Origin of the sequence: Paraburkholderia phymatum STM815 (assembly GCF_000020045.1) — a bacterium.
In the GTDB taxonomy this organism is placed as follows: Bacteria; Pseudomonadota; Gammaproteobacteria; order Burkholderiales; family Burkholderiaceae; genus Paraburkholderia; species Paraburkholderia phymatum.
In genome coordinates, this window is sequence record NC_010623.1 from 2,399,470 (window position 1) to 2,421,067 (window position 21,598).

The 21,598-nt window shown below is 64.2% G+C and carries 14 protein-coding genes; 5 read left to right on the forward strand and 9 right to left on the reverse strand.

The window, feature by feature from the left end:
* Positions 1-40 precede the first annotated feature (40 nt).
* Both BPHY_RS26410 and BPHY_RS26415 read right to left on the reverse strand, forming a co-directional pair.
* Positions 41-1,192 carry an epoxide hydrolase family protein gene (locus BPHY_RS26410; RefSeq protein ID WP_012404518.1) on the reverse strand — a complete coding sequence of 384 codons (1,152 nt, stop codon included), beginning with the start codon at positions 1,190-1,192 and terminating at the stop codon, positions 41-43.
* A 34-nt stretch (positions 1,193-1,226) separates the two neighbouring features.
* Positions 1,227-1,535 (reverse strand): superinfection immunity protein, encoded by a 309-nt coding sequence (locus tag BPHY_RS26415; RefSeq protein ID WP_012404519.1) that lies wholly within the window; start codon positions 1,533-1,535, stop codon positions 1,227-1,229.
* 180 nt (positions 1,536-1,715) lie between these two features.
* Here BPHY_RS26415 and BPHY_RS26420 point away from each other — a divergent pair, with 180 nt between their 5' ends.
* The 3 genes from BPHY_RS26420 to BPHY_RS26430 all read left to right on the forward strand — a co-directional run bounded on the left by BPHY_RS26420 (position 1,716) and on the right by BPHY_RS26430 (position 5,752).
* Positions 1,716-3,200: a M20 family metallopeptidase gene (locus tag BPHY_RS26420; protein WP_012404520.1), complete on the forward strand. Its 1,485-nt coding sequence runs from the start codon at positions 1,716-1,718 to the stop codon at positions 3,198-3,200.
* Between the two features lie 82 nt (positions 3,201-3,282).
* On the forward strand, positions 3,283-4,389 hold the full coding sequence (locus BPHY_RS26425; protein ID WP_012404521.1) for a malate/lactate/ureidoglycolate dehydrogenase: 1,107 nt from the start codon (positions 3,283-3,285) through the stop codon (positions 4,387-4,389).
* A 484-nt stretch (positions 4,390-4,873) separates the two neighbouring features.
* Entirely contained in the window at positions 4,874-5,752 is an 879-nt protein-coding gene (locus tag BPHY_RS26430) for a crotonase/enoyl-CoA hydratase family protein (protein ID WP_012404522.1), read from the forward strand.
* Between the two features lie 204 nt (positions 5,753-5,956).
* Here the strand turns inward: BPHY_RS26430 and pdeR are convergent, their stop codons facing one another.
* Positions 5,957-7,957: a cyclic di-GMP phosphodiesterase gene (gene pdeR / locus BPHY_RS26435; protein WP_012404523.1), complete on the reverse strand. Its 2,001-nt coding sequence runs from the start codon at positions 7,955-7,957 to the stop codon at positions 5,957-5,959.
* 393 nt (positions 7,958-8,350) lie between these two features.
* Between pdeR and treA the strand changes: the two genes are divergently transcribed.
* Positions 8,351-9,997 carry an alpha,alpha-trehalase TreA gene (gene treA / locus BPHY_RS26440; RefSeq protein ID WP_041764809.1) on the forward strand — a complete coding sequence of 549 codons (1,647 nt, stop codon included), beginning with the start codon at positions 8,351-8,353 and terminating at the stop codon, positions 9,995-9,997.
* A 79-nt stretch (positions 9,998-10,076) separates the two neighbouring features.
* Here treA and BPHY_RS26445 read toward each other — a convergent pair whose 3' ends face one another.
* Positions 10,077-14,570, reverse strand: coding sequence for a DEAD/DEAH box helicase (locus BPHY_RS26445; protein ID WP_012404525.1), 4,494 nt, complete (start codon positions 14,568-14,570; stop codon positions 10,077-10,079).
* A gap of 360 nt (positions 14,571-14,930) precedes the next feature.
* On the opposite strand from BPHY_RS26445, the gene BPHY_RS43905 reads away from it, so the two are divergent.
* Positions 14,931-15,056: a hypothetical protein gene (locus BPHY_RS43905; protein WP_279612541.1), complete on the forward strand. Its 126-nt coding sequence runs from the start codon at positions 14,931-14,933 to the stop codon at positions 15,054-15,056.
* Between the two features lie 269 nt (positions 15,057-15,325).
* Here the strand turns inward: BPHY_RS43905 and pelG are convergent, their stop codons facing one another.
* The 5 genes from pelG to BPHY_RS26470 all read right to left on the reverse strand — a co-directional run bounded on the left by pelG (position 15,326) and on the right by BPHY_RS26470 (position 21,578).
* Positions 15,326-16,696, reverse strand: coding sequence for an exopolysaccharide Pel transporter PelG (pelG, locus tag BPHY_RS26450; RefSeq protein WP_012404526.1), 1,371 nt, complete (start codon positions 16,694-16,696; stop codon positions 15,326-15,328).
* A gap of 16 nt (positions 16,697-16,712) precedes the next feature.
* Entirely contained in the window at positions 16,713-18,296 is a 1,584-nt protein-coding gene (gene pelF / locus BPHY_RS26455) for a GT4 family glycosyltransferase PelF (RefSeq protein WP_012404527.1), read from the reverse strand.
* A 10-nt stretch (positions 18,297-18,306) separates the two neighbouring features.
* Positions 18,307-19,476, reverse strand: a complete 1,170-nt coding sequence (locus BPHY_RS26460; protein ID WP_012404528.1) for a hypothetical protein — start codon at positions 19,474-19,476, stop codon at positions 18,307-18,309.
* Positions 19,463-20,941 (reverse strand): PelD GGDEF domain-containing protein, encoded by a 1,479-nt coding sequence (locus tag BPHY_RS26465; protein ID WP_012404529.1) that lies wholly within the window; start codon positions 20,939-20,941, stop codon positions 19,463-19,465. The genes BPHY_RS26460 and BPHY_RS26465 overlap by 14 nt, the downstream gene beginning before the upstream one ends.
* An 85-nt stretch (positions 20,942-21,026) precedes the next feature.
* The gene (locus BPHY_RS26470) at positions 21,027-21,578 is read right to left on the reverse strand and encodes a hypothetical protein (protein WP_012404530.1); all 552 of its coding nucleotides are present in this window, start codon (positions 21,576-21,578) and stop codon (positions 21,027-21,029) included.
* Between the last annotated feature and the right edge of the window lie 20 nt (positions 21,579-21,598).

Sequence of the window (21,598 nt, forward strand, 5' to 3'; positions counted from 1 at the left end):
CGCCTTGACTGACAGCAGCGAGCGCATGACGGTTGGAGGGTCAGCCGCGCAGCGGCCGGAAGAAGCGCCGGATCTCTTCGGCGAGCAACGCGGGCTGCTCCATCGCGGCGAAGTGTCCGCCGCGCGGCATGTCGGCGAATTGCGTCACATTGAATACGCGCTCGATCCACGAGCGCGGCGGCCGGCTGATTTCCTTCGGAAAGCGCGCGAAGCCGAGCGGCGGCGTGACGCGCTGGCCCGGCTCGAAGCGCAGCGGCTGGGCGCGCGTTTCTGCATAGAGCCGCATCGACGAACCGATGGTCTGCGTGTGCCAGTACAGTGACAGGTCGGTAAGCAGTTGATCCTTCGAAAATACGCGTTCGACCTCGCCGTCGCAATCGCTCCACGCGCGAAACTTCTCGACGATCCACGCGGCAAGTCCGGCAGGCGAATCGTTCAACGCGACGGCGGCCGTGTGCGGCTTCGTCGCGTGCATGTGGGCGTACGCGCCTTCGGCGTCCGCAAACGCGGCTTTAGACGCAAGGAAATCCCGCTCCTCCTGTGTGATGGACGGGTCGTCTGACGCGACGGGCGCATACGAACTCGGCAGGAAGTTGAGGTGGACGCCGTCGACATGCCGCTCATGATTGGCCGCCAGCGCGATCGATACGGCTGCGCCCAGATCGCCGCCTTGCGCGCCGAAGCGCTCGTAGCCCAGGCCGCGCATCAGCTGCACCCATAAATGGGCAATGGCGTACACCGACATGCCGGGCTTCGCGGGCCGCTCTGAAAAGCCGTAGCCGGGCATCGACGGCACCACGACGTCGAACGCATCGGCGGGGTCCGCGCCCACGGATGCGGGATCGCACAGATGTGGCAGCAGGTCGGTGAACTCGATGAACGAGCCGGGCCAGCCATGCGTGATGACGAGCGGATACGGCTTCGGACCGATGCCGCGCCGATGCACGAAATGCACGGCGAGATCGCCGATCTGCGCGACGAACTGCGGCTCCCGATTGAGTTGTGCTTCCGCGTTCCGCCAGTCGTACGCGCCCGTCCAATAGTCGACGAGATCGCGCAGATAGTTCAGGTCGATGCCGAGCGCCCACGGCGGGCTGTCGAATGCATCGGGCCAGCGCGTGTGCTTGAGCCGCGTCTTCAGCGCGTCGAGTTCGAAATCGGCGATCGAAATCTGGAACGGCGTGATTTGCATGGCGGATGTCCTGGTCGTTGAGCGTACGGCGACGCTATTTGGGCGGATGCTCGCGCGACTCGCGCATCTGCACGCGTTCGCCCAGCATCTTCGTAAAGGTTTTCATGCTGATGACACGCCGCGAGCGCACCACGTCGCCTTCCAGGTTGACGGGCGGATTGGGCAGGCACGCCCAGTAGAGCGCAACCAGCCAGCCGAACACCGTCCAGCCCATGCATGCGTTGAACAGCGCGATCGTCAGCATGTCGTGCCGCTTTCGACGATCGGCGATGAGGGACGGCAGGAAATACAGCCCTAGCGCGGCCACGGTCGCCACGCCTTCAACCACGATGTTGTTGCTCATCGAAGCCTCCCCGGGCGCGGTGGTGATGCGAGCATTGTCGCGCGAACGCGCATTGTCCGCTTGCAGCGCTGAAGGCCGGTTGCAAGGCTTCTGCCGTGGCGCGGCATGGTTCACACGAATTCGGCAACGCGGGCCACAGGGTCTATCATGTGCGTTTCGACTGCACCGCATAGGGCCATCATGATTTCCGACGATACCCAGCAGGATCAGAAGCAGGCTCAAGAGCAGGCTCAAAAGCTGAATCACGACGCACTGCGCGAATTCGTCGATCGCAAATGGAACGATGAGATCGTGCCGGCGCTTACCGACTACATCGCCGTGCCCGCCAAGAGCCCGGCGTTCGATGCCGACTGGGAAAAGCACGGCTACATCGAACGCGTCATCACGGAGGCCGCGAAGTGGGCCGAGCAGCAGCCGGTGCGCGGCCTGAAGCTCGAAATCGTCCGCCTGCCGGGGCGCACGCCCGTGATCTTTTTCGAATCGCCCGCCACGCGTTCGGGCAGCACGGAAACGATCGTGCTGTACGGTCATCTCGACAAGCAACCAGAATTCGACGGCTGGCGCAACGACCTCGGTCCGTGGACGCCGAAACTCGAAGACGGCAAGCTCTACGGCCGCGGCGGCGCGGACGACGGCTACGCGATCTATGCGAGCGTCACCGCGCTGGCGGCGCTCGACGCGCAAGGCATCGAACGGCCTCGCTGCGTCGGCCTGATCGAAACCTGCGAGGAATCGGGCAGCTACGACCTGCTGCCGTATGTCGATGCATTGCGCGAGCGGCTCGGCAAGGTCGGTCTCGTCGTGTGCCTCGATTCGGGCGCAGGCAACTACGACCAGCTGTGGCTCACCACGTCGCTGCGCGGACTCGTATCGGGCGATCTCGAAGTGCAGGTGCTCGACGAGGGCATTCACTCGGGCGGCTACGGCGGCATCGCGCCGTCGAGCTTCCGCATCATGCGCCAGATGTTCGAGCGCCTCGAAGACGCCGCCGACGGCACGCTGCTGCCGAAGGGCTTCCATTGCCCTGTTCCTCTCGATCGCCTGAGCGAAGCGGAAGCGACCGCGAAGATTCTCGGCGACGATGTGTGGAAGAAACTGCCGTGGGCCTGCGGCCAGGACGGCGGCCCCGTCCTGCCCACCACCACCGACCCGAAAGAGGCGCTGCTCAATTCGACCTGGCGTCCGTCGCTGTCAGTGACGGGCGCGGCAGGCCTGCCGTCGCTCGCCGATGCAGGCAACGTGCTGCGTCCTCGCACGGCATTCAAGCTGTCGCTGCGTCTGCCGCCCCTCGTCGATGCGGAGCAGGCGGTGCAGCAACTGAAGTCGCTGCTGGAGTTCGATCCGCCGTACAACGCGAAGGTCACGTTCAAGCCGGACGCAGGCGCCGCGACGGGCTGGAACGCGCCGGAACTCGCGCCGTGGCTCGCGACGGCGCTCAACGATGCGTCGCGTCAGCACTTCGGTGCGGACGTCGGGTTCATCGGGCAGGGCGGCACGATCCCGCTGATGAACGTGCTGAAGGCGGGCTTCCCGACTTCGCAGTTCATGGTGTGCGGCGTGCTCGGGCCGAAGTCCAATGCGCACGGTCCGAACGAGTTCCTGCACGTGCCGTACGGCAAGAAGCTGACGGCGTCCGTCGCGGAAGTGATTGCTTGCGCGCCCTGATCGTTCGCGTTTCCTGCTCGCGGAAGACACCGGCCGGTGCCCTCCGCTACCCACGCACGACCTTGATTCAGTCCATCGCCGAATGAACGCTCCTACGACGTCTGCCGCCCGCATTTCCGCCGCTGAACTTCACGAATACGTGCGTGCAATCTGGGAGCAGGCGGGCAGTGCGCCGCGTGAAGCTCAACTCGTCGCCGATCATCTCGTCGCGGCCAATCTGACGGGACACGATTCGCATGGCGTGGGCATGATTCCACGCTATGTCGATTCGCTGCGCGATCGTGAGCTGCAGCTGAACGCTCACGCGAGCGTGGTGAAGGACATCGGCGCCGTGCTCACGATCGACGGCGGCAAGGGCTTCGGCCAGGTCGCCGCGCATGAGGCGATGGAGCATGGCATCGAGCGCGCGAAGAAGCTTGGCGTGTGCGCCGTCGGGCTGCGCAATGCGCACCATCTCGGGCGAATCGGGCATTGGGCCGAGCAGTGCGCGAAGGCGGGCTTCGTGTCGTTCCACTTTGTCAACGTTGCAGGCGATCCGCTCGTCGCGCCGTTCGGCGGCACGGATCGCCGCATCGGCACCAATCCCTTTTGCGCCGCCTATCCGCGCGCAGGGAAGGCGCCCGTCGTGCTGGACTTCGCAACGAGCGCCGTCGCGTACGGCAAGACGCGCGTCGCCTACAACCAGGGAAAGCCGGTGCCGGCCGGTGCGCTGATCGATCACGCAGGCAAGCCGACCGTCGACCCGACCGTCATGATGGAGGCGCCGTTCGGCGCGCTGATGCCCGTCGGCGGACTGGCAGGCGGACACAAGGGCTTCGGCCTCGCGGCGATGTGCGAGATTTTCGGCGGCGCGCTGTCGGGCGGCTACACGACGCACGACGACACGCTGCAACAGACCAACGCGATCATCAACTGCATGATGTCGGTGATCGTCGATCCCGCCGCGTTCGATGCGCCCAACGCCGAAGCTCAAGCGGATGCGTTCGTCGACTGGGTGAAGGCGTCGCCGCTGGCCGAGGGCGCCCAACGCATCTACGCGCCGGGCGAACCCGAACGCGTGACGCGAGCCGAACGCGAGGCCAACGGCATTCCCGTCGATCCCCAGACATGGCAGCAGATCCGTGATGCGGCGCTGGCGGCCGGTCTGTCTCAACAGCAGGCGGATAGCTGGTCCGCGCGCCTGCGCTGACGCCTGAACGCGCGCTGCCGCGTCGGCATTTCATTCAGCGGATCACCAGCCGGTCGTTGCATGCGCATCGTCATGCGCGCGTCACACCGCGCGCCTGAAAAACCGGCAGGCCACGCCTTTTGAAGGCGGCATCACGATCCGTTCGCCGCTTTTTGCCGTCAATTGCCACGGTTCCACAGAAATGCGACTGGAATAACCCCGGACTGCGTTAAAACGTTTGCAATTAATTCGCAAAAATTAAAACATTTATTCTAATTGCCGCTTTGCGCCCTGATACGGTGCATCGAAGAACGCGCGTTTGAAGTTTTCCCCGTAACGCAATCGTTTGCGCGAGGCGAGCTGGCAAGACCCGCGCCAAATGGGCGTCGCCAAACTTATGACGAACTGCGCGCTTCTGTTCGTTACCCCCTCCTGGCGGATTCTGGTCTGTTTTAGGCTCGCATTGCTTCACCCGGGTGTTTAACTTTAAAAGGACCGTTCAAAAATGAATCTGCAAAATCACCACGCCTGCCGTCCGTTTCTCGAAGCGGGCAAGCTGTCGCAAATCGCCGCGTATTACGAAGAAGAGCGCAACATCATGTGGATGATGTTGCGCGCGCAACCGCGTCCGTGCTTCAACCTCGAACTCGTGCACGACATCCTGGAACTCGCGCGGGCCGCTCGCGATTCCGGGGTGTGCATCGATTTCTGGGTGACGGGCTCGGTGATTCCGACCATGTTCAACGTCGGCGGCGACCTCAGTTTCTTCGCCGATGCGATCCGCGGCGGGCGTCGCCAGGAGCTGATGGCGTACGCGCGCGCGTGCGTCGATTGCGTGCATGCCGCGGCGCGCGGTTTCGACACCGGCGCGATCTCGATCGCGATGGTGGAGGGCACGGCGCTCGGCGGCGGGTTCGAAGCGGCGCTCGCGCATCACTTCGTGCTCGCGCAGAATGACGCGCGGATGGGCTTTCCGGAGATTGCCTTCAACCTGTTCCCGGGCATGGGCGGCTACTCGCTCGTCGCGCGCAAGGCGGGCATGCGTCTCGCGGAAGAACTGATCGGCGGCGGCGAATCGCATACGGCGGAGTGGTACGAAAGCCGTGGCCTCGTCGACCAGCTGTTCGAACCGGGCGACGCGTATCTCGCCACGCGCACCTTCATCGACACGCTGCGTCCCAAGCTGAACGGCATCCGCGCGATGGTGCGGGCGCGCCAGCGGGTGTTGCAGCTGTCGCGCGCGGAGCTGATGGAAATCACGGAAGACTGGGTGCATGCCGCGTTTACGATCGAAGAGAAAGACCTCGCGTTCATGGAGCGGCTCGTGATGCTGCAGAACCGTCGCGCGAGCAATCTGCGCCCGGCTGCCGTGAATGCTGCCTGATGGTTGCACCCGTACGCAGGATCGAGTTGTGATCGCAGAACGCCCCCACGCATTGCCGTTCATGCGCTCCGTCTGCACCCGTCGGGAATTGACGCAACCCACCACGTAGCAAACAGGTATTACGCAGCATGCAATCTGCAGTCCGCCGTATGAGAGCAATAGACAGGCAGGGGATTCCGAAGATCGGGCGAACGCTTCGAGTGTTCAGGCGATCAACGGGATCTTCTGCCTGTCATGCAGCCAGCGCTCGAAGTCGGCCGCGGGCATCGGCTTGCCGTACAGGTAGCCCTGCACGTATTCGACGCCCAGCCCCTTCATGAACAGCTCCTCCGACTCCGTTTCGATGCCTTCCGCCACCACCTTCAGTTGCAGCGCCTGCGCGACGGCCACCATCGAGCGCACCAGCGCCTGAGATTTGCTGTCCGCGTTGATCGAGCTCACGAAGCTGCGGTCCAGCTTGATGACGTCGAGGGGAATGCGCCCCAGCTGCGACAGCGACGAATAGCCCGTGCCGAAATCGTCCAGATGGACTTGCGCGCCGAGATCGCGGAATTGTGTGATCAGGTCGATGGCAGCCGCTTCGTCTTCGATCAGGCAGCTTTCCGTCAACTCGATATCGAGCAGGCAAGGGTCGAGCTGCGCGCGTTGCAGCGCCTCGGTGAAGTGCGAGACGACCGCCGTATCCACGAGTTGCCGCGCCGACACGTTGATGGCGACCCGCAGCGACAACCCGCGCGCCTTCCACTGCGCAGCCTGTTCGGCCGCCGTCTGCATGACCCAGCGGCCGAGCGGCCCGATGAGCCCCGATTCTTCCGCGTAACGGATGAACGCGGCGGGCATGATCTGCCCGCGTTCCGGCGAATTCCAGCGCACCAGCGCCTCGACGCCGTACACGGCGCCCGTCGCGAGCGACAGCTTCGGCTGATAGTGCAGCGTCAGCTGGCCTTCTTCGAGCCCGCGCCGCAGATTGGTGTCGAGCCACATATACTCGGCCACCTTGCGGTTCATCTCCGGCGAGAACACGCGGTAGGTGCGCTTGCCGTCGTCCTTCGCGACGTACATGGCCGTGTCGGCGGCGCGGATCAACGCTTCGAGACTGTCGCCGTGCTCGGGAAACATCGCGATGCCGATCGAGCAGCCCGTATACACCTCGACGAGCCCCAGACTGAACGGCATGCGCAGCCGCTCCAGAATGCGCTGCGCCATCGCTTCCATCGACGCGACCGTCGCGACGGGCGACAGCACGATGAACTCGTCCCCGCCCAGACGCGCGAGCGTGTCGGCGCCATCGAGGCACTCGCGCACGGCCGACGACACGTCCTGGATCAGCCGGTCGCCGAACACATGGCCGTAGTGGTCGTTGACCTTCTTGAAGTTGTCGAGATCGAGAAACAAAATGCCGACGGCGTTGCCCGGCGCGGCGCTGGCGATCGCCGCGCGGGTCTTGTCGTGGATCGCGTTGCGGTTGGGCAGACCCGTCAGCGAATCGGTATTCGCGAGTTCGGACAGCCGTTCCTGGGCGTTGCGTTCTTTCGTGATGTCCGTGCCCGAGCAGATCAGGAACTGCTCGTCGACGCCGCTACCGCTCATCACGAACTTGTTGCGAAACAGGAAAAGCCGCTCGCCGTGCACAGTGCGCACGCGGCGCTCGACTTCATACGCGACGCCGTGCTGGAAGAAACCGGAGATGTTCTGGCTCGACGCCGCGCCCGCTTCCGACGACATGAACAGCGCCCACACATTGCGCCCGATCACGTCTTCTTCTTTCATGCCCGTCAGTTCTTCGGCGAGCCGGTTGAAACGCTGGATGCGGCCGGCCCGGTCGACGATCACCACCACGGAATTGACTTCCGACACGACCTGCTCGGCAAACGACAGGCCGTGCACGAGGTCGCGCGCGACGGATTCCGTGTCTTCGTACGCCGACGCCGTGCCCGCCCAGGTGCTGCTATTGAGCTTCTTGCCGACGAGGTGCAGACGCAGCGCTTCGCCGAACAGGCGAACGTCCATTGTCAGGTGCGAGGTAACACCCGTGAGGCGGCGGATCTCTGCAGCCTGCGCGCCGGACAGCGCAATCGCGACCGTGGCGGCGCCGTCTTCCGTTTCGGGCGTGAGTTCGAGCGCATTGCTGTCGCTCGAAAGCCGCCAGCAAGGACTGCTGGTTCCGAATCGGGCAAACAGCACCTGATCGTGGTCGTCGTTCATGAAGGGTCCCCGGGCAAAATTTGCCTCCAGTCGAGCTCCGGATACGATTACAGCGCGCGGCGGCGAAGGATCTTATTGTGACTGATTCGCCTCATTGTAACGAAGCAGCCGTCGTACGGCTCCGAATTGATTAACGACTTTCTAAATGCCTTTCTTTAACCAGAAAGCATATAAAAAATGATGCATTTGCTGCACGCGTTCCGCAAACGTTCAAGCGCGATTGCGCACGTGCATGCTCCTATGCGATCCTCGGCAGGCGATACAAAAGCGCGACGGCAGACCAGACCGGTTGTCCACCTTTCCGAGGAGGGAGACATGAGGACGCTGTCGCTGTCGTGTATGCGTAGCTGGACCGTCGAAACGAATCATCCAACCGCAGTTTCTTCTCAATCGATGCAGCGCGCTGCGCCGCTCTACGCGCCGCCTATGCGCAGGCGGCATGCGGCGCGTGCTGCGGCGCTGTCGGGCATTGTGCTGTTTGCAGGATTCGCCGGCTCTGCGCTGATCGCGAATGCCGATACGCAAGTGGGCAGCGCGCTGCCGCCGCCGCCCGACCAGTTGTATGGCGACCTGTTCGTTGCCGTACAAACGCAGCAGATCTATCCCGACCAGAAGACCTTCGTCGACGCGCTGCCAAAGACTGATCCCACAACGATCCTGCAGGCATATGACGCGCAGAAGAATCAGGCGAATTTTTCGCTGAAGGCTTTCGTCGACCAGTACTTTACGGCGCCTTCCGAGCCCATCATCACGCCGCCTGCGAACCAGTCGCTGCGCGATCATATCAACTGGCTGTGGCCCGAGCTCACGCGCACGACGACGAGCGTGCCCTCGTACAGTTCGCTGATCCCGATGCCCAAGGCCTACGTCGTACCGGGTGGCCGTTTTCGCGAGGGCTACTACTGGGATACCTATTTCACGATGCTCGGCCTGCAGGAGTCGGGACATGAAGATCTCGTCGACAACATGCTCGACAACTTCGCGTACATGATCGACACGTATGGCCACATTCCGAACGGCAACCGCACCTACTATCTGAGCCGCTCGCAGCCGCCGTTCTTTTCATACATGGTCGAACTGGCGGCGAAAGTGGAGGGCGGGCGCGTCTATCAGAAGTATCTGCCGCAGATGCGCAAGGAATACGCGTACTGGATGCAGGGCGCGTCGAGCACAAAGCCCGGCGAAGCGACGCGCAATGTCGTCGTGCTGCCCGACAGGACGGTGCTGAACCGTTACTGGGACGAACTCGACACGCCGCGCGACGAGTCGTATCTCGAAGACGTGCAGACGGCGCAGAAAGCGACGGGCCGTGCGCCGAACGAGGTCTATCGCGATTTGCGCGCGACGGCGGAAAGCGGCTGGGATTTCAGTTCGCGCTGGTTTGGCGACAACGCGAATCTCACGACCGTTCGCACGACTTCAATCATTCCCGTCGACCTGAACAGCCTGATGTTCCATCTTGAGACGACCATCGCGCGCGGCTGTTCGGAAGCACGCGATTTCAGCTGTGTCGTGCAGTTCATCGGCAAGGCGGGCAAGCGCGCGGAGGGCATCAACCGCTATCTCTGGAATAGCAAGGGCTACTATGGCGACTACGACTGGAAGCTCGCGAAGCCGCGGGACAACCAGACACCCGCGATGCTGTATCCGCTGTTCGCGGGCGCGGCGTGGCCCGATCGCGCGCACAAGACGGCGAACGTCGTCGCGGCCGTGTTGCTGGAGCCGGGCGGCCTGACCACGTCGACCTACGACACGACGCAGCAATGGGATGCGCCGAACGGCTGGGCGCCGCTGCACTGGGTCGCGATCGAAGGGCTCAGGCGCTATGGACGCAGCGATCTCGCGCAGCAGATCGGCACACGCTTTCTCGCGGACGTGAAGAACGTCTATGCGAAAGAGCAGAAGCTGGTCGAGAAGTATGTCGTCGAAGGCTCGGGGACGGGCGGCGGAGGCGGCGGCGAATATCCGTTGCAGGACGGCTTCGGCTGGACCAATGGCGTGACGCTGAAGCTGCTCGACCTGTACGCGCCGGGCGAATGATGCGCTAACGGAGGCGCAACGCGTGGCCGATGCACGAACGTTGTACGTGCAACGGCTGCGCGCCTGCGAATCGCAATGGCTAGTCACGCCGAGCGAGACGCATGCGCATCACCTGCTTCGTTTCGCCGTCGGCGTCGTCGGGCAGATTGAATTCGCCGGACACCAGGGACGCGACGGGCACGCCGTCGCGATACAGCACGCGATTGCCCCCGACGGCGGGCACCTTGTTGCCCGGCAGCAGCGTACCGACGAGATTCAGCGGATCGGTGCCCGCGACGCACACAAAAGCACCCTCGTTCGCATGGCGGCGCACTTCGCGCAGCAGCGGAATCGCTTCGGGCAGCGCGAACTGTTCGCCCGCGAGACCGTTGACGAAGCGCCCGCCGCGCACCTGGCCGCGCGCTTCGAGCCGCTGGTACACGCGCAGCAGATCGCGCCACGGCGGCAGCCATTCGGCTTCGCGTTCGAGCAGGCGCCAGAACACGACGCCGTAGCGCCGCAGCAGTGTCATCGCGACGTGCTCGATCACTTCCGGTTCATGCGACGTCGAGCGGCGCGATGACGACGGCGCTTTGTCTTCGAGCACAGCATCGGCAGCAGCGGGCGGGCGCCGCAACAGCGCCCACCGGCCCGCATCGTCCATCCCGCCAATCAGCGCGCCCGCGCCGCGCGGACGGCGGCTCGGAAAGTACGATGCGTTGCGTTTCGCGACGGGTTTCAACAGTGCGCGCAATCCCGCAAAGCTGTCCGAATTGACGAGCCCCGCCGCGACGAGTTCGCCGAGCGCGTTTTCCAGTTCGACACGCAGCAGACGCACGTCGCCAGACAGTTCGTCGAAGAACATCGCGCCGTGCTGCGTCAAGGTATCGAACACCATCTGCGCTTTCGGCGACAGCTCCGGCTGCTTCGACGTATCGAGCAGAGCGGTCCACACGGGCAGCGCGCGGCGCGGCAGCAGCACGATGGGCGTGCTGCGCACCGGGCCGCTCGCGCCGCGCGCGCGGTCCGTGAGCCGCATCCAGACAATCTTGCCCGAGCGGCACAGTTCGTCGAGCGACGTGATCGAATAGTCCTTCAGCCTGGCGGGCAGCAGGTCTTCTTCCCATGCGCTCGCGGCTGTCTGAAACCCTTCCAGCTGATCGAGCACGGCGGCGAGCGCATCGCGTCCTTCGCCTCGTGTGTCGGGTGTGAGACGCTGCCATGCGAACAGGAAGCGCATGAAGTCGTGCCGCTCGACAGGCTCGATCTCGCGGCGCAAACGCCGCACCGTATAGCGATGGATGCGCGCGAGCAGATGCCGCTCGCACCATTGCTCTTCGAGCGCGCCTGGCGTGAAGCGGCCGCGCATCACGTAGCCTTGCGCTTCGAGCCGCGTGAGCGCCTGCGCCACAGCCGAAGCGGGCAGCGCCAGCGCGCGTGCGATGGAAGGAAGCGTCAACGGGCCGAAGCCCGTGAGCCGTGCGCGCACCACATCGACGAGCGCTTCGTCTTCTGTCCAGGCCTCGTCGAAGCCTTTGGGCGCGCGGATCGCCGGTTCGATGTGCGCATGCGGATAGATCGCGCGCAGACAGGTGAGACGTTCGGCGGGCAGCCACACGGCATCGTGCTGAGCGATCTGCATGCGCGCGGCGTGACCTGTTTTCGCCAGCTCGGCGAGCCACGCAGACCAGCCTTCGTTGCGTAGCGCCTCGGCTTCGGTGATGCAGGCCAGTCCCGTCAGCGCTTCGTGCATTTCGTCGGTGCCGCGCACTTGCGGCCAGGCTTCTTCGCCGACGCTCGCGATCGCATCGGCATCGAGCGCACCGAGATCGTCGGCGGAATCGGGGCCCGTCGTATAGCGGCGATTCAGCACGGCTTGCGTGCGGCGCTCTTCAATGGGCGCATCGTCGAGAAAGGCGTACGGCTTGGCCGTCAGGATTTCGGCTGCGAGCGGCGACGGCGCGGGCAGATCGCGCGACACGAGTTCGATGGTGCCGCTCTCGATCCGCCGCAGCAGCGCGAGCCAGGCCTGCGTGTCCATTGCTTCGTGCAGGCAGTCGTCGAGCGTCTGATCGACAAGGGGATGACGCGGCAACTCGCGCTCGCCGACGATGTTTTCGAGGCACGCCGCCTGATCGGGAAACACGGTGGCGAGCAGATCGTCGCTGCGCATGCGCTGCAACGGCGGCGGCGTCTTGCGGCCGCCCGTGTAGCGCGGCAGCGCGAGCGCGGTGGTCGCGTTCCAGCGCCAGCGCACGCCGAACAGCGGCGCATCCAGCAGCGCCTGGATCAGCACGTGCTCGGCCGTCGCCGAACGCAGGTAGCGCCACACTTCATCGAGCGCAAAGCTGTGCGCGCCCGTCAGCGACAGCACGATCGCATCTTCCGTCGCAGCCGCCTGCAGCTCGAAATTGAACGTGCGGCAAAAGCGCTTGCGCAGCGCGAGTCCCCACGCGCGGTTTACGCGGCTGCCGTATGGCGTGTGGATCACGAGCTGCGTGCCGCCCGACTCGTCGAAGAAGCGCTCCATCACGAGCGTGTCCCGGGTCGGCAGCGCACCGAGCGCCTGGCGCGCGCGCGCCAGATATTCGACGATCTGCCGCGCGGCCGGTTCGGGCACATGCGTTTGCCCGGCGAGCCACGCGATCGCGGGTTCGAGATCGAGCCCGGCTGTTGCCTCGTGTTCGGCGAGCGTTGCGACGGCTTCGTGTTCAGCCGCGGATGCATCGGCAGCGATGGGTACAGCAGCGGCCGCCTTTGAAAGGCGCTGCTCGATTTCCGCTCGCAGCCGCGCGACGCCCGCCGACAGTTCGTCGCTGCGTCCGGGCGCTTCGCCGAGCCAGAACGGAATATTGGGCGGCTGGCCTTGCGCATCCTCGACGCGCACGCGGCCGCTTTCCACGCGCATGATGCGGTACGACGCATTGCCGAGTTGGAATACGTCGCCCGCGAGGCTTTCGACGGCGAAGTCTTCGTTGACGGTGCCGATGTTGAGTCCTTGCGGCTCGAGTATCACCGCGTAATCGGCGTCCTCGGGAATCGTGCCGCCCGACGTGACCGCATAGAGCTGTGCGCCGCGCCGCCCGCGCAGCGTGCCGTTGACGGCGTCGCGGTGCACGTACGCAGCGCGCGGGCCGTGGCGGCTCGTGTAGCCCTCGGCGAGCATGCGCAGCACGGCGTCGTACTGCTCGCGTTCGAGCGTGGCGTACGGCGATGCGCGGCGGAACAGTTCGAACAGCGCATCTTCCCCCCATTGCGCGTTGCAGACTTCGGCGACGATCTGCTGCGCGAGCACGTCGAGCGGTGCGTGTGGAATATGCAGCAGATCGAGTTCGCCGCGCTGCACGCAGTCGAGCAGCGCCGCGCATTCGATCAGATCGTCGCGCGAAGCGGGAAAGAGACGCCCCTTCGGTATCCCGCCCACGTGGTGGCCCGAGCGTCCGACACGCTGCAGAAACGGCGCGATCGCGCGCGGCGAGCCCATCTGGCAGACGAGATCGACGTCGCCGATATCGATGCCCAGTTCGAGCGACGCCGTCGCGATGAGCACGCGCAACTCGCCGCGCTTCAGACGCTGCTCGGCGTCGAAGCGATGTTCCTTCGCCAGACTGCCGTGGTGCGCGGCGACGGCGTCTTTGCCGAGACGTTCGGTCAGATGCCGTGCGACGCGTTCGGCCATGCGCCGCGTGTTGACGAACACGAGCGTCGTACGGTGTTGCGCGACGAGCTCGGCAAGCCGGTTGTAAACGAGCTCCCATGCTTCGTTCGACATCACCGCTTCGAGCGGCACGGGCGGCATCTCCAACGCGAGATCGCGCTCGCGCACGTGGCCGACGTCGACGATCGCGCAGTTGGCGGGCTCGTCGCTGTCCGGGCTCGTGCCGCCGACGAGAAAGCGTGCGACGGCTTCGATCGGTTTTTGCGTCGCCGACAGGCCGATGCGCGGCAGGCGCCGCCCGCACAGCGCGTCCAGCCGTTCGAGCGACAGCGCCAGATGACTGCCCCGTTTGCTGCCAGCCATCGCGTGGATTTCATCGACGATCACCGTGCGCACCGTCGACAGCATCTTGCGCCCCGACGCCGAACCGAGCAGCACGTACAGCGACTCGGGCGTCGTGACGAGAATGTGCGGCGCGCGCTTTTTCAGCGCAGCGCGCTCCCGCTGCGTCGTGTCGCCCGTGCGCACGGCGGTGCGGATGTCGGGCACGGGCAGCTGGTGTTCCGCGAGCTCTCTCGCGATGCCTTCCAGAGGCGTCTGCAGATTGATGCGGATGTCGTTCGACAACGCTTTGAGCGGCGACACGTAGACCACAAGCGTTTCGTCGGGCAGCGCGCCGCCGTGCGCGAGCCCGTCGCGCACGAGTTCGTCTAGCGCGGCGAGAAAGGCCGTCAGCGTTTTGCCCGAGCCCGTCGGCGCGGCGACGAGCGTGTGCCGGCCGCTGTGGATCAGCGGCCATGCAGCGATCTGCGCTTGCGTCGGCGCTGGGAAGGTCTTCCTGAACCAGCCCGCGACGGCGGGATGGAACGCGTCAAGCGCGTGAGCTGAAGAGGGGGCGGAGGTCATGACGCTGAAGATGGGGGCGCGGCGCTGCATATCCAAGTGCGCGGCGCGTGCGTGCCCGCGGAAACGTTAGATCCGCTCAGTCTCGCAGGTTTTTCCGGGTCGTGCAGTGTGAGACGTTCGGTAACGCAACTACCGGTCTGCCACTGCTACGCACCGCCGCATTGCGCGCGGCGGTGCTTGATGCCGTTATGCCGTTCGATGCGGGCAAACCGGCTTTGCATCGATTATGCGTTGCCGCCGAATGTCATCGCGCCGAGGCACGGCGTCTAGTCAGGACCCGCAATAGAGGCTCGGATTCACGAAAGCGTTCCTTGGCGCCAACCGCGCCTTTGCGCCTGCTCGTTTATTTTTGAACGGCCGTCAGGTCGCCCCCCACGGAAGCAGCACGTCGTGCGGCGCAAGGGCCGCATGCGTTATCCGTTGACCGACAATGCGCCCCCGAACCAGCTGTACTTCAAGGTCTACAAACTGACCGATAAGGAAGCCGCGCGGGGCCGCAAGATCGAGTTTCTTTGACAGTTTGATGCGAGAACCCCAGGTGCAGGCGCTTCCGTATGAGTGCCAGCGTGGCCGCATTGATGGCTTCCGCCGTCATCGGACCGTTGCCGAACTGCTCAAGCAGTTCGGCCGGAATTGCCGGCAGTTCGGGCTTTCGGATTGCGAGGCATAAACTCTCCTTGGGAGAAAGTTATGCCTTAAACCCGAAATTCATGACAGGCCCCGCACACGGGCACCACTAGCAAACCGGCAACATCACCCCGATGCCACCGCAAAAAAAGACCGGCTCACTGAAGCATAAAAGTCTCGTATTCCAGAGAATCGAGTTTCCGATCAAGCAGATAAAGGCTGGCGAGCACAGCAAGCAGCAGCGACCCGGCGAAGCCATACCCGTAAAAAGCAGGATTCAGCGAAAGCGTAATCGCAGTAAAAGCAACGTTCGAAACAACAAACAGCCCCACGAGAAAAAGCACGATTTTCCGCTTGTCGAGATAGAAGAACACATTGATCGTGCCCATAAACACGACCTGCATGCTGGCAGCAATCACGTCGATATAAAGCAGCGGCAGATACAGCGTGGAAATCTGCAGCCATTGCAGCAGGATAGCGCCTGCCGCAAACAACATCATCGCAGCGATCGCCTGCACCTTCATGATTTCCCAGATGCCATTGCGTAGCGCTTCAACCATCGCGTTGCGCATGCGCTCGATATGCTGCAACGACGCCCCTTCACGCACGGCATCATAAAACGCGTCATAGTATTCGACGAAGTCGGTCTCGATCCGCATCAGGAAAACAGCCATGCCCGGAATAATCGCCAGATACGCGAGAAAGACCGGAATGTCGTAAATGATCGACGCGCGCAGCGGACCGATCACCGGCTGCCCCGTGCCGGGCGAATACCAGAACATGAACTTGTCGGCCCAGATGCCGAGGTTGTACAAAAAGCCGGTCAGCATCAGCGAAGGGTAGCGGTACGCTTTGCGGAACATCTCGAACGAAATGAAATGGTCGCTTTGATAATCCCGATAGATCAGCGCGAGCAGACCCATCAGTAGCACCGTCTGTCCAATCACGAAGCCCGACAGCAAGCCCGTCAGACCGAACGGGTTCAATGCGAGCGCCGCGCCCGTCGTGATCGCATAACCGATGAAGAACACCGCGATGATCGACATGTACTGCTTCATGCCCGACAGAAAAATCGTCGCGATCCAGATGTTGCCCATGACGACGAAGCCCGCGAGCATCAGCAGCCGGTACGCAGCCGTCTGTTGCCGAAACAGAAACACCACGGCGCAAACGCCCAGTAGCGTCGATCCCGCAGTGACGATAAACATCACCGCATGAAAATTCGGCAGCACGAGGTCGCGCCGCTTCTCGAACAGACGGTCCGAGGTGAAGCGCGTGTACGCAAGCTGCAGCGGCCCCGTCAGCACCAGCGACAGTGAAATCAGATACGTGACGGACACCTGAAACTGCGTAATGAGCCCCGTCGGCAGCACGAAAGGAATGCTGAGCACGCCGATCAGCAGAATGCCGACGATCGACAGCACCCACGGTCCCGCGCCGATCAGACCGGCGTACGTATAAGCCTGCACTAGCCCCAGCAGCGTATTGCGCCGGAGCATCTTGCGCAGTTCGAAACCAATGCCTGCCATCGTCGTGCGCTCCCGTTCAGTGAGGCATCTGCATCAGATCGGCTTGCGATGCAGGCGGGTCGGCGAGATCCGCCTGTGCCGTGAGTCGCACATACAGATCGCGATACGAGCCGACCATCTGCTCCTGCGTGTAGAAGCGCTCGACGCGCGCAATGCCCGCCCGCTGCGCGGCACGCCAGTTGTCGTCTTCGAGCAGATCGAGGGCCGCTTCCGCAAGCGCGCGCGGATCGGCGATCTGCACCACGCGGCCCGCCGCGCCGATTGCCGCGTCGTCGCCTTCGAGCCCATAGATCAACTGCCGGCATGAACCCACGTCCGTCGTGACGGAGGGCACGCCCGCCGCAAAACCTTCCAGCACGACGAGCGGCAGCGCTTCCGAAATCGAACTGAGCACGAGCACGCCGCATTTCGGCAGCAACTCGTCGATCTTCTGGAAGCCGAGAAATTTCACTTTGTCCTGCAATCCGAGGCTCTCGACGAGCGCATGACATTCGGCCGCATACGACGGGTCTTCGTTCTCCGGGCCTGCGATCCACGCTTCGGCTTCGGGCATGCGCCGCACCACGGTCAGCATCGCGCGAATGAAGGTCTTGATGTCCTTGATGGGCACCACGCGACCGATCAGGCACAGCGTCTTCGGTACGCCGGCGGCGCGCTGCGCACGCAGCGGCGCGAGCTTCGGCAGATTCACGCCGTTCGGAATGTTGGCGGTTTTATCCTCGGGTGCGCCGTCCAGGATCTGCCGCAGTCGATTGCCTTCGTAGAGCGCAATGATGTCTTCCGCCGCGTCGTAGCACACATGACCGAGCGTTTCGAAGAAGCGCACCCACAAGTCGCGGAAGTAGCCGATCTGCGACACGTCGCGCTCGAAGATGCTGCGGTTGTCGCGGATCCATTCGCTCTGGAATAGATCGATCTTGCGTTCCTTCGTGTAGATGCCGTGCTCCGACACCAGCAGCGGACGCGCATGCCGATAGCGCGCGAGCGCGCCGAGAAAACCCGCATAACCCGTCGACACCGTATGAAACATTTTCACGCGCGGCAGGCTCCCGGCTATCTTTGCAAGCTGCCACAGCGGCTTGTGCATGATGCGCACTGTCCAGAAGTAATCGACGAACGAAGGGTCCGTGCAAAACTGCCGGTACTGGTCGGTCAGATAGTGCCAGGCTTCCTTCGAGTAGAGAAACGCGTCTTCGCCCAATGCGCCGCCAGGGCGCAAGTCGTTCAGCATGTCCTTCAACATGCGGCCCGCCGCATGGCGCATGGCGGGATTGCGCAGCGCGTCGTGCAGCTGGGCGGAGCGCATGAACGCGGATGCATCGCCGCGCTGCTTGTGAACGAGCGGCGGCGGCGCGAAATCGTACAGATAGTGAGTCTCCAGATGCACCACATTATCGGGCAACGCGTACTGCATCTTCGGATAGTCCTGCGGCCGGCTGCCGAGGAAGCACAGCGCGAACGTGTATTCGGGAAACGCGCGGATGATCTGGTTGACCCAGCTCGACACGCCCCCGCTCACATACGGAAAGGTGCCTTCCAGCAGCAGGGCGATATCGGCGGAATCCGCATGCGGCAGCGAGCGCATATTCGATAAGGACATGAGGGTGGCCTCAGATAGTGCCGGGCTGCGCCGAGCCGGCCGCGCGCGGCTTCCAGAAATCGAGCACGGCGGACAACGTCGGCGTGGTCGCGCGGCTGTCAATTTCGCCCAACAGCGTGCGCACGCGCGCAAAGTCGCGGCGCAGATAAGCCGTTTCGGCGAGCCACGGGAGCATGCGGTCGCGCGGAAAGCCGCAATCGATCGCACGCTGCAACATCGTTTCGGCGCCGTCGAGATCGAGCCTTGCGATAGCGAGACGGCCGCGCAGACGCCACAGCGCCGCGTCGTTCGGATCGTGTTCGAGCGCGGCCGCCGCGAAGCCGTCGGCCTGATCGGCGGCATTGCGATACACGTCACCCGTCACGAGGTTTTCGTAGATCAACTCGCTATATAGCTGCGCGAGGGTCCTGTTCGCATGCGCGCGCTCGGCGTCGCTCAGCTCAGGGTGCAGCTTGCGATCGAGCTTTGGACGCTCCACGAGAATCTGCTGCGTGAGCACTTTCTCGCGATTGTCGAGAATGCCGTACGCGAGCAGCCGGATATCGTCGAGAGGATCAGCGAGCATGCCTTGCAGAAGCGGCGAAACGGTGCGCGCAGGCATCGACTGCATCGCGAGCAGCGCGGTCATGCGAAATGACGTGCCCGCTTCCGCGTTCTGCAATTCCGCTTTCAGGCGTGCGCCGCGTCCGTACGACACAGTGCCGATCAGATTCGCCGCGAACTTCGGCTCTTCGACGGCCATGATGGGCAATTGCGTGCGCGGACGCGGCAACGCAGCGGCAATCGCGAGCGCGCCGATCGAGCAGAGTATTCCGCCGACGGGCACCGCGAAGTTCAGAAACCACAGCGACACGAGCAGCCTGATGCGCGGCGTCCTGTAACGCGCGGGCATCATCGTCGCGATACCGGGCGCCGTCGCGAGCGCGGCAACGGCCTGCACCAGCAGGCTTAGCAACACGGTCCACGTGTTCAGTTGCGCGGCAGCCGGCAGCGTCGCGAAGTCCGCATTCACCAGACCGCCGAGCCATTGCGCGGAGGTGTCAGGTGCACTGCGCGCCGCGAGCATGAAGGCCGCGAGTTGCAACGCAAGCCCGAGCAGCATGAGGAGCACGCCGGCGAGTGTGAGACGCGCGCCGACCAGCTTCGCGCGATCGACGGTGACGCCGTCAGAAGCGGACATCGCAGCGCTCCAGCAAACGCCGCAACTCGGCGATGGGTTCATCGGCGGGCACGGCCATCGAATGCACGGCGACACGCGCCGCTTCGAAATCGACGCCGTACTGTGCATGCAGATTTTCTTCGATACGCAGCAGATAGCCATCGACAGCGCTGTCGCCCGACAGCGGCATCAGCGTGAGCACTACGAGGCGATGTTCGTCGCGCAGCGGCCATTGCACGTCCAGTGCGCGCCGCGTGCGCAGCACGTGCTGGAACAGGGTAGTGCCATGCTCGTCGTTATGGAACACCAGCGCGACGATCGACGACTGCACCTGCGTATCACGCTTCAGATGCACGAGCCGCGCATAGTCGAGCGCGAATGTGTGCGGGCAAGCGGGAAACGCCGCAAGCGTCTCCCGTGTCACGACGGCATGCTGCACGCCATCCGCGTAGAAGTTGCACAACACCAGCAAGAACTGAAGGTTGTCGCGCGTGAGCGCGAGGAACGGCATGCGTTCGACAGCGAGCACGCCGACGGGATTATTCCGCACATCGATCAGCGGCACGACGGCGACATAGCGGCTGATCGACGCGTCCAGATTCGTCTTCGATTCGACATGCACCAGCGTGCGCGTGTCGAGTGCTTCGCGCACGAGCGGGTCGTCGGGTTCGAACGCGGCCGGCGCGCCGATCGACGCCGCCACCGTCGCGGCTGGTTTGCCGCCGCGCCACGCATGCACGCTCGCGCTTTCAAGCTGGCACGCCTGTGCCGCCGCCTCGAGAAACGGTTGCGCGCCGCGCAGATCGACGATGCCGTGCTGCGCGTCGGTCGGCTCCTGATCGAGTATCAACGTGCGCAGCCGTGCGAGAGAATCGCGCAGCGTCGCTGGACGCGCGAGCAGGTCCTGTTCCAGCCGTTCGTGTGAGATGCGCAGCATGAACTGGTTGCGCGTGAGGATCGACAGCCGCTCGGCGAGATAGTCGTTGGCGATGCGGCCCTGGCGAAGCCGCGTGATCCAGATGTCGCCGAACTGCCCGCACAGCATCGTGATGACAAAGCCGCCGAGGAAGAAGCTGACGGGAAAGCGCCGCATCGTAGGCGGGGCAACCAGCGCATGCGCAAACGAAGCGGGCGCGGACGCGGTGCCGTATTCCGGATACAGCGCATACCAGGATGCGAGCAGGATCAGCCCCGAGAACACGCCCGCGATGGTTCCATAACGCAGTGCGATCATGAGCGGTACGATCCAGATCCAGCCGAAGCCGGTTTTGATCAGCAGCGGGTCGTCGTGATCGAATGCCCAGCACAGGGCGACGGCGAAAACCGTCGCGACGATCGTTTCCAGCGCGGCGATCGCGCGGCGATGCGCGGTGCCGCGTGGCGGCGCGATCACGCGCGCCCACCAGGAGCCCGCCCCGACGCTTTGCGCCTGGCGGCGCCGGTGTCGCGCGCGCGGGGCGGAGTGTTCGTTGGCCTGCGTGTTCATGGTGTTCGTCCCGGAAATCGGACCTTGGTGTCGATGATAGCCGCGCTCGGCAGCGGGTGCCGCAGTACGTCAATCGGCACTTGCATCAGTGCGCGAGCGGCGACAGCAGGTCGCGCTCCAGCTTTTGCGCGACGCCCGACACCGCATCGCGGCTCCAGCCCGTGCGGCTGCCCGTGCCAGTCCATACGATTTTGCCCGTCTGCACGTCGATCACGTCGAACGTGAGACCGACGGCCGGTTCGCCGTCCACGCCGACCTTGTACCGCCATTCGTTGACGGCACCCGTCAGCGCATAGCGAGCATCGTGCTGGCGTGCCCAGGTCAGCGCGTTCTGCTGCGCATCGGGCTTCGCGGCGTCGAACAGCGTCTCGTCGTCGGCGCTCGCGGGGTAGCGCGACAGATTCGTGTAGCCGTACGACGCGAGCAGACTCTGCGCGATCGATGCCGCGCGCTGGCCCGCCTGCGGCGTCTCCGTGTTGTTCGCGATGGGCAGAATCGCGATGCTGTCGTTCTTCGCCATGGCGGGCGGCGCGCTGCGATCGACGACGGCGCAGCCCGCGAGCGCGAGCGCCGCCAGCGCAAGCGCGGATGCCAATGCCGCAGCCGCGCGTGCGCGGAAGTTCCTGCTGTGATCCATATCGTTCTCCTCCGAACCCT

What these genes read in the sequence shown, in the direction of transcription:
- BPHY_RS26410 (WP_012404518.1), bottom strand. Translation starts at nt 1,192, where the DNA reads ATGCAAATCACGCCGTTCCAGATTTCGATCGCCGATTTCGAACTCGAC.
- pelF (WP_012404527.1), bottom strand. Translation starts at nt 18,296, where the DNA reads ATGTCCTTATCGAATATGCGCTCGCTGCCGCATGCGGATTCCGCCGAT.
- BPHY_RS26415 (WP_012404519.1), bottom strand. Translation starts at nt 1,535, where the DNA reads ATGAGCAACAACATCGTGGTTGAAGGCGTGGCGACCGTGGCCGCGCTA.
- BPHY_RS26420 (WP_012404520.1), top strand. Translation starts at nt 1,716, where the DNA reads ATGATTTCCGACGATACCCAGCAGGATCAGAAGCAGGCTCAAGAGCAG.
- BPHY_RS26425 (WP_012404521.1), top strand. Translation starts at nt 3,283, where the DNA reads ATGAACGCTCCTACGACGTCTGCCGCCCGCATTTCCGCCGCTGAACTT.
- treA (WP_041764809.1), top strand. Translation starts at nt 8,351, where the DNA reads ATGCAGCGCGCTGCGCCGCTCTACGCGCCGCCTATGCGCAGGCGGCAT.
- pelG (WP_012404526.1), bottom strand. Translation starts at nt 16,696, where the DNA reads ATGGCAGGCATTGGTTTCGAACTGCGCAAGATGCTCCGGCGCAATACG.
- BPHY_RS26445 (WP_012404525.1), bottom strand. Translation starts at nt 14,570, where the DNA reads ATGCAGCGCCGCGCCCCCATCTTCAGCGTCATGACCTCCGCCCCCTCT.
- BPHY_RS26470 (WP_012404530.1), bottom strand. Translation starts at nt 21,578, where the DNA reads ATGGATCACAGCAGGAACTTCCGCGCACGCGCGGCTGCGGCATTGGCA.
- BPHY_RS26430 (WP_012404522.1), top strand. Translation starts at nt 4,874, where the DNA reads ATGAATCTGCAAAATCACCACGCCTGCCGTCCGTTTCTCGAAGCGGGC.
- pdeR (WP_012404523.1), bottom strand. Translation starts at nt 7,957, where the DNA reads ATGAACGACGACCACGATCAGGTGCTGTTTGCCCGATTCGGAACCAGC.
- BPHY_RS26465 (WP_012404529.1), bottom strand. Translation starts at nt 20,941, where the DNA reads ATGAACACGCAGGCCAACGAACACTCCGCCCCGCGCGCGCGACACCGG.
- BPHY_RS26460 (WP_012404528.1), bottom strand. Translation starts at nt 19,476, where the DNA reads ATGTCCGCTTCTGACGGCGTCACCGTCGATCGCGCGAAGCTGGTCGGC.